This is a genomic window from Enterococcus sp. 6D12_DIV0197 (assembly GCF_002174385.1).
In the GTDB taxonomy this organism is placed as follows: domain Bacteria; phylum Bacillota; class Bacilli; order Lactobacillales; family Enterococcaceae; genus Enterococcus_D; species Enterococcus_D casseliflavus.
Map to the genome: position 1 here is coordinate 3,241,183 of NZ_NIBN01000001.1, position 6,883 is coordinate 3,248,065.

A 6,883-nucleotide genomic window follows, 5' to 3' on the forward strand; every position below is an offset into this window, starting at 1 on the left:
AGAAAAACTTAGAACTCTACTGCTATTTTAAAAAGGCGTAATTTGGTATTATCCTTGGTACAGCAATACTTTAGATGCTTTTCTTTTCATCAACTGTTTTTTTAGCAAAACCAACAGTATAGGATTTTAAACGGCTGCCCACTTTCCTCAAACCAAGAAAGGCTCCCGTTAAAGCTATCGTATAAAAGAACAACGGAAACCCTGCGAGTGAAAAAAAGACCTTCCCGGTTTCTAGAAACAGCGGGTGACTCAGAAAGATCAATCGACTAGCCTCAACTGCTTGTTTTGCTTGCCAAGTCCGCTTTGGGGGTTGCTGCTTGATCAGCCAAGCAAGGAAAAAAAGAGTCGTCGGCACAAAAAACAGCATGAAATTCTTATCGTCCCCCTGATTGAGATACACCAGTCGACCTTCAATGCCTAATAAGCAAAGAAAGACCGCGAGTTTTCTACCAAGATGCTTCGTAAAAAAAGGGTGTTTTTGGTGTTCTCTTAAACAAACCCCACACAGTAAAAATAAAAACCCATAAAAGAGTCCGTTTCTCGTTGTAAAAAATAGTGTCCGATAGCTTTGATAGCATACCAATAAAGGTCCCCTTAAATAACTGCTGTACGTTTCAAGACAGCCAATCACATACAAACTGATCGCCAGTAAAAACTGCCGCCGATAGCCAAGAAAGCGAGTTTTTCGTACTAACCACATGCCAAAGAGCAACGCTGGAAAATACCAAAGATGGTACCAGACCCCTACTGTAAAAAAGCCAGTAGCCAAACCGATGACCCGTAATGAATTAGCAAGATTTTGCTGCCCTAAGTAAAACCAGCCTAAGGGAAGATACACGATCGACCAACGCAAATAAAGCTTGAGTTGTCGTTTGCACCATTGCTGCCATGAACAGGTACTCTTTTGAAAAAAATAGCCATTCAGCAGCAGAAAAAAAGGAACCGCCAAACGACATAAGAGACTCTTTAACAAAAAATGAAGCCCGTTGTTTTCTGCCAGTCGGCCACAATGAACGAGAATCACCAATAAGGAAGCGATGAATTGGATGTAGCCAATTGGAACCATAGGTTGTTTTGTCTTCATTCGATCGTTTCTCCTTTCTCCGTCAAATTTGATCAAACATACTTCACTCTACTGGTCCTTTCTTTTTGTGACCAGCACGGAAAGCTTCCAAGATAGAAAGGCAGCGCAACAAGTAGAAACATTGATAAATAAAGATGTTACCCTTTGTTGCATCGCTAATTTCATAGATCCTCGTTCGCATAGAAAAGAGTTTGCTATAATATAAGAAGAATGATGGAGGCAAAACAGACACATGGATATTGGGAAAATTATCAAAGAAGAACGCACCAAACGAAATCTCACACAAGAACAATTGGCGCAGGAATTTTTTGTCACTCGGCAACTGATTTCAAAATGGGAAAACGGCAAGAGCTATCCTGATCTAGACCAAGTAGTCAAGCTGAGCAGCTATAGTGATTCAACTGCCTGAAGATACGGAATACTTGATCACTTATACGATCGATCGGCCGCTGGTAAAAACGGATCGTCTGTCGGGTTATAAAGAATACAGCAGCGAAAATGCCAGCCAATTAACGGCTTTGGGTCATCGCGGTTTTCATTTTGGCGCGCAAACAAGCAAAATCGTCATTCGCAGCAATCGCGAAGACAATTTAGCTGCACCAGAATTAAATGCAGGCAAGGATCTTTATCTTCGTAATATGAATAAAGCGCGCGTCTATCAAAAATCTGCAGCTGGTGTCGCATTTTCTATCGAAGATGAAGGCGACCTCCTCTTTACTGCAGAAGAACTGGCGCAATTGCCCTTTGAACAAGGACAGCTGCCAGAGTAAACAAAAACCACCGAATCGTTTTGATTTGGTGGTTTTTTGCTGACTTTCTTATCCTAGCAAGATCATTGCGATCGCCGCCAAGGCGTTGTTGAGAAAATGCATGGCGATGGCTGTTTCTAGACGCTTAGTTTTTACATAAATCAACGCCATGATCAGTCCCATAGCACCATAAATCAAAAACTCGACCAGATTGGTGACGGAATGGATGATACTAAAAACCGCTACACTTGAAATGATCCCGACTATTGGGTATTTCTCGAATAAAAGGCCAATAAACCCACCACGAAAAACGATCTCTTCCATAATTGGCGCAGCAACAGCGATCAATAAAAAGATCAAAAGCGGATTTTCGCCTGTAAACAGTTCCCCTAACAATGCATCATTGGCGGTCGCCTCTTGATCGGATATATGCTGCAGATAGAGCGTTCCGCCAACTGCAACGACTCGACCTAAAACAAACCCTCCGACGATCCATAGCCAATTTTTCTTCGTTGACCAGCCAAAGTCAAAGGTGGCAAGTCCTAACTTTTTAGCCAAAAACATCAGTAGACCAATGTTTGCCAAAAGCAAGGCAATCAACCCATAGCTGATCATCGCAGGAATCGTCGGTTCTCCTGCTTCCAAATAATAGATTTTTACCACGCTAAATGCGGTCATCCCTACTTGACTAAGTAAGAATAAGCCAATCAAAATAAAGACATTCTTTACTGCTTTCATGCTCTCCTCCATTGTTTGCTCATTGCATTTTTCAGGATTGGGTTACGACAAATCATGACACAGCCCATCATTTGGTTCCCCATGTTTCCAGAAAATGCTTAGCCACTATCGGCTGCTTATAATGATACTTAGTTTCCTCATTATTTACAACTAATAAAAAATAAAAATAGTTATTTTGCTCATTTTATCGAATAAACCACGCTTTTCCATTTCCATTCTTTTCAAAAAAAATATAAGTAATGTTTGAAAAAAGTGCTCTCTTATGCTACACTGTTCCTACTTTTGTTTGGCTGACGAACCGCTGCCCCAACCATGTTCGTTTGGACCAACTCGTTGCGAGTATTCGATTTCGAATGCTCTTTTTGTCGCGTTTGTCAAAAGAAAGTGAGTGAATCCAAATGATCCAAGTAGAACACCTCAGCAAGACCTTCCAAGTATCCAAGCGAAAAAGCGGCTTTCGCCAAGCAGCCAAAGCCTTTCTTTCTCGTGAAACCACCACCGTCCATGCGTTGCAAGACATCAGCTTTACCATCAATGAAGGCGAAATGGTTGGCTACATCGGGCCTAATGGTGCTGGAAAAAGTACCACCATCAAAATCATGTGCGGGATTTTGACCCCTGATCAAGGCGTTTGTCACATCAATGGTCGTACGCCTTGGCAAGAACGTATCCAACATGTCAAAGACATCGGCGTCGTCTTCGGGCAACGCAGTCAACTCTGGTGGGATGTCCCCGTCAATGACAGCTTTGATTTGATTCGTGATATCTACAAAGTCGACGCTGCTAGTTATCAACGCAACCTAGAAGAATTAGTCACCTTACTAGATTTAGGTGAGATCTTAAAAACCCCTGCTCGTTCCTTAAGTCTCGGTCAGCGTATGCGCTGTGAGATCGCAGCCTCCTTACTCCATGACCCCAAAATCTTATTTCTTGATGAACCCACCATCGGTTTAGATGCTGTGTCAAAAATCGCCGTGCGTCAGTTCATCAAAAAAAGAAACCAAGAAAAAGGTACCACAGTCATCCTGACGACCCACGATATGCAAGATATCGAGGCGCTGACACAACGAATTCTGTTGATCGGCAAAGGGCAAATTTTGCTAGATGGTCGCCTCGATGAACTAAAGCACCGTTTTTCTGATGTCAAAACGCTGGAGGTCGACTATCAAGGGAATGAGCCCCATCTGCCAGAAAATGTCCAACTTCTTCAAAAAGACGTCGGTCGCCTTGTTCTGAAGCTTGATCCCAAAGAAGTGTCGGTCGCTCAGCTGCTCAGTCTGCTCAGCAGTCAAGTCGAGATCACCGATTTGGCCATTGCCAGTATCACCGCCGAAGAAATGGTCGCCAAGCTGTATCAGGAGTATCAGATATGAGGAAGTATCAGGCATTTTTCCGCATCCGCTTTATCAATACCTTGCAATACCGCTCGGCGGCAATTGCCGGGATGGCTACACAACTAGCTTGGGGCTTGATGGAAATTCTGGCATTCCACGCCTTTTACCAAGCAGATCCTAGTGCCTTTCCCATGACCTTTCAACAAACCGTCTCCTATGTTTGGCTCCAGCAAGCCTTCTTGTCTTTATTTATGTTGTGGTTCTTTGAGGCAGAAATTTTCAATACCATCACCACAGGGTCGATTGCCTATGAACTTGTGCGGCCGATGGATCTATACAATCGCTGGTTTTGCCAATCGGCTGCCAATCGCTTAGCAAAAGCCGTCTTGCGTTGCGGACCGATTTTTGTGATTGCCTTTTTACTGCCAGCACCTTATCGTTTAATTCTGCCAGCAAACATCGTTGCCCTGTTCTTGTTTCTTTTGTCCATGGCGCTGAGTTTAGGTGTAGTGATCGCTATGTCGCAGCTGGTCTACATCTCGACTTTTTATACATTATCCTCCATCGGGGTGCGGATCGTCATCAGCTCCATCGGTGAATTTTTAGCTGGTGGGGTCATTCCTCTGCCTTTCTTTCCGCAGCCTTTTCGCCAATTCGTGGAACTACTGCCTTTTGCTTCCATGCAAAACGTCCCGCTGCGAATTTACAACGGGGATCTGACTGGCTTTGCGCTGGTTTCAGCATTGCTCTTACAAGCCTTTTGGCTCGTACTTTTGATCGTGATCGGAAAAATTTGGCTGCAGCAGGCGCTCAAACGCGTCGTTGTGCAAGGAGGTTAAGGAATATGGTTTATTGGCATTATTTTTGTATTCATCTCAAAAGTCAGATGCAGTATAAAGTTTCCTTTGTGTTAACCGCTTTAGGACAATTTCTAGGCTCCTTTACTGCTTTTTTAGGCATTTGGTTTATGTTTACCCGGTTTCATCAAGTGGATGGCTTCACCTTTGAGGAAGTCCTACTTTCCTTTGCAACGGTTTTGTTTGCCTTTTCGATTGCGGAATGCTTCTTTCGCGGGTTCGATCTTTTTCCGCAAATGATCAGTAATGGCGAGTTCGATCGGGCACTCGTGCGCCCTCGCTCCTTGATTTTTCAAGTCTTAGCTTCCAAAATGGAATTCTCGCGTCTTGGCCGTTTTATTCAAGCCTTGCTGTTGTTTGCTTATGCGATTCCTAATAGTGGAATTGCTTGGCATTTTGGAAATGTCCTGACTCTTTTTCTGATGATCGTCTGCGGCGCCCTCTTTTTCGCCCTATTGTTCTTAGTGTATGCCGCCATTTCCTTCTTTACGATCCAAGGACTTGAATTTATGAATATTTTTACCGATGGTGCCCGCGAGTTCGGCCGCTACCCCTTCAGTATCTACGGAAAACACGTCTTGCGTTTATTGACCTACGTCGTGCCGATGGCTTGGTTTCAGTATTATCCGTTTCTGTATGTCATTGGTCGCGTAACTAATCCTTGGTGGATCTTATCACCCTTGGTTTGTCTACTCTTTGCCTTTCCCGCCTTCTTCTTTTGGCGAGTAGGTTTGAAGAACTATATTTCTACGGGTTCGTAAACCTCCCCCTTATTAAACATCTTGTGGGAAAAGAGCGTCACTTTATGGGTGATGCTCTTTTTTACTTTCCAATAGTTGTGAAATTGCTTCGCTTTTTTGATTGCATAACTACACATGTCTTATGCAGTAAATAATTATTGTTATAAAGACAAAAACTGGCTAGGAAAAGCCGCCAATCTCTGGTAAGATAAATAAAAACGTAAAAGAGGACCAGTTATGGAATATTTAGCGATTTTACTTGTTTTCTTTCTATTGAATGTAGTGATACTTGTACTTGGATTGAAGAAGAAACGAATCATGCTGCTTTTTCTGTCACTCTCTGGTTTATTGTTGGTTTGCTTGATTGCCATATCTTACGTTTTCTTCTATTCAAATACACTTTAAGTCGGCAAAAACACGGGAAGCTGGCTACGAACCTACCGAAACAAACGAGGCTGTTTTAGTCATTACACCCGACGTATAGGACACATTTGTTAAAATTTATTTGAGAAAAAAATGACTGTGACATAAGTCGCGAAAAAAGCGTAATGAATAACGGATATCCGTTCATTCATTACGCTTTTCTCTTGTTCTTTTTTCATGATGAATAATTAAACAAGCTATACTCTCCACATGTTTCACAGATATAGTAATAGTTGCGTTTCTTCTTATTGTAAAGTTTCAACTTCTTCCCATTTTTACAACTCTTGCATTCTTCTAATTCAGTCAAGGTTTTATAATAAAATAACTCACTGATCATTTCTGGATAAAAATGCGCAAGTAGCTCAATCAGTTTTTTTCTGTCAATTAACAGTAAATTATCACCGGCTATTTCTAAAGCTTGATCTGTAAAAAAATGTGTAGTGATGAAAAGCCCATTGGGAAACCCTTTATCTGGAAAAATCCCTTTAAATGCAGCAACAAGTGACTTACTGATTCGCTCCGTTGTCTTTTGCGGATTCCAAGCTTTACATTGGACTGCTATTGCCTTTTTATTATTAGAAAAAGCATACACATCAATACCACCATCTTTGTAACCATCGATGTTTTGGACGGTATATCCCATCTTTTGTAAAATACATTCAGCAATATAATTCAAATCCTCCGATTTACAGGTTTCTAATTGAGCCACAATCTTTTTCAATTTTTTCGGGTATGTACGTTCATTAAAGTTGCTTAGTTCTGGTAAATTAATAACTTCCTTCTTTTTCTTAAATGAAAACATGTCTCTTCCTTTCTTGATTGTTTTGGATGTGATTAGTTAAAGCTTAGCTAGTAAGTGGTCTTTGATTATGTAGAATAAAACTGGTTCTTAAGAGAGGAAAAATCTACTTTTCTCAAAAAATCGTTTGAATTCGATGAAATAAGTCAAAATAAGAAA

Annotated in this window: 9 protein-coding genes; 5 read left to right on the forward strand and 4 right to left on the reverse strand. The window is 41.6% G+C overall.

What is annotated here, in order from left to right:
• Nucleotides 1–70: 70 nt before the first annotated feature.
• Nucleotides 71–1,084: an acyltransferase gene (locus A5867_RS15140; protein WP_087627941.1), complete on the reverse strand. Its 1,014-nt coding sequence runs from the start codon at nucleotides 1,082–1,084 to the stop codon at nucleotides 71–73.
• Between the two features lie 232 nt (nucleotides 1,085–1,316).
• Between A5867_RS15140 and A5867_RS18245 the strand changes: the two genes are divergently transcribed.
• Nucleotides 1,317–1,493, forward strand: a complete 177-nt coding sequence (locus A5867_RS18245) for a helix-turn-helix transcriptional regulator (protein ID WP_249270058.1) — start codon at nucleotides 1,317–1,319, stop codon at nucleotides 1,491–1,493.
• Nucleotides 1,477–1,854, forward strand: coding sequence for a hypothetical protein (locus A5867_RS15145; RefSeq protein ID WP_249270059.1), 378 nt, complete (start codon nucleotides 1,477–1,479; stop codon nucleotides 1,852–1,854). The genes A5867_RS18245 and A5867_RS15145 overlap by 17 nt, the downstream gene beginning before the upstream one ends.
• Nucleotides 1,855–1,902: 48 nt before the next feature.
• Here A5867_RS15145 and A5867_RS15150 read toward each other — a convergent pair whose 3' ends face one another.
• Nucleotides 1,903–2,571 carry a type II CAAX endopeptidase family protein gene (locus A5867_RS15150; protein ID WP_060791459.1) on the reverse strand — a complete coding sequence of 223 codons (669 nt, stop codon included), beginning with the start codon at nucleotides 2,569–2,571 and terminating at the stop codon, nucleotides 1,903–1,905.
• Between the two features lie 398 nt (nucleotides 2,572–2,969).
• Here A5867_RS15150 and A5867_RS15155 point away from each other — a divergent pair, with 398 nt between their 5' ends.
• Genes A5867_RS15155 through A5867_RS15165 form a run of 3 tightly spaced genes read left to right on the forward strand, consistent with a single transcriptional unit; the run spans nucleotide 2,970 to nucleotide 5,523 of the window.
• Nucleotides 2,970–3,944: an ATP-binding cassette domain-containing protein gene (locus A5867_RS15155; RefSeq protein WP_087627942.1), complete on the forward strand. Its 975-nt coding sequence runs from the start codon at nucleotides 2,970–2,972 to the stop codon at nucleotides 3,942–3,944.
• The gene (locus A5867_RS15160) at nucleotides 3,941–4,744 is read left to right on the forward strand and encodes an ABC transporter permease (RefSeq protein WP_005228415.1); all 804 of its coding nucleotides are present in this window, start codon (nucleotides 3,941–3,943) and stop codon (nucleotides 4,742–4,744) included. The genes A5867_RS15155 and A5867_RS15160 overlap by 4 nt, the downstream gene beginning before the upstream one ends.
• Before the next feature lie 5 nt (nucleotides 4,745–4,749).
• Nucleotides 4,750–5,523 (forward strand): ABC-2 family transporter protein, encoded by a 774-nt coding sequence (locus tag A5867_RS15165; protein WP_005228413.1) that lies wholly within the window; start codon nucleotides 4,750–4,752, stop codon nucleotides 5,521–5,523.
• 140 nt (nucleotides 5,524–5,663) lie between these two features.
• Here the strand turns inward: A5867_RS15165 and A5867_RS18005 are convergent, their stop codons facing one another.
• Complete coding sequence (locus A5867_RS18005; protein WP_162098384.1) at nucleotides 5,664–5,873, reverse strand: hypothetical protein; 210 nt, start codon at nucleotides 5,871–5,873, stop codon at nucleotides 5,664–5,666.
• A 227-nt stretch (nucleotides 5,874–6,100) separates the two neighbouring features.
• Nucleotides 6,101–6,727, reverse strand: coding sequence for a restriction endonuclease (locus A5867_RS15170; protein WP_087627943.1), 627 nt, complete (start codon nucleotides 6,725–6,727; stop codon nucleotides 6,101–6,103).
• Between the last annotated feature and the right edge of the window lie 156 nt (nucleotides 6,728–6,883).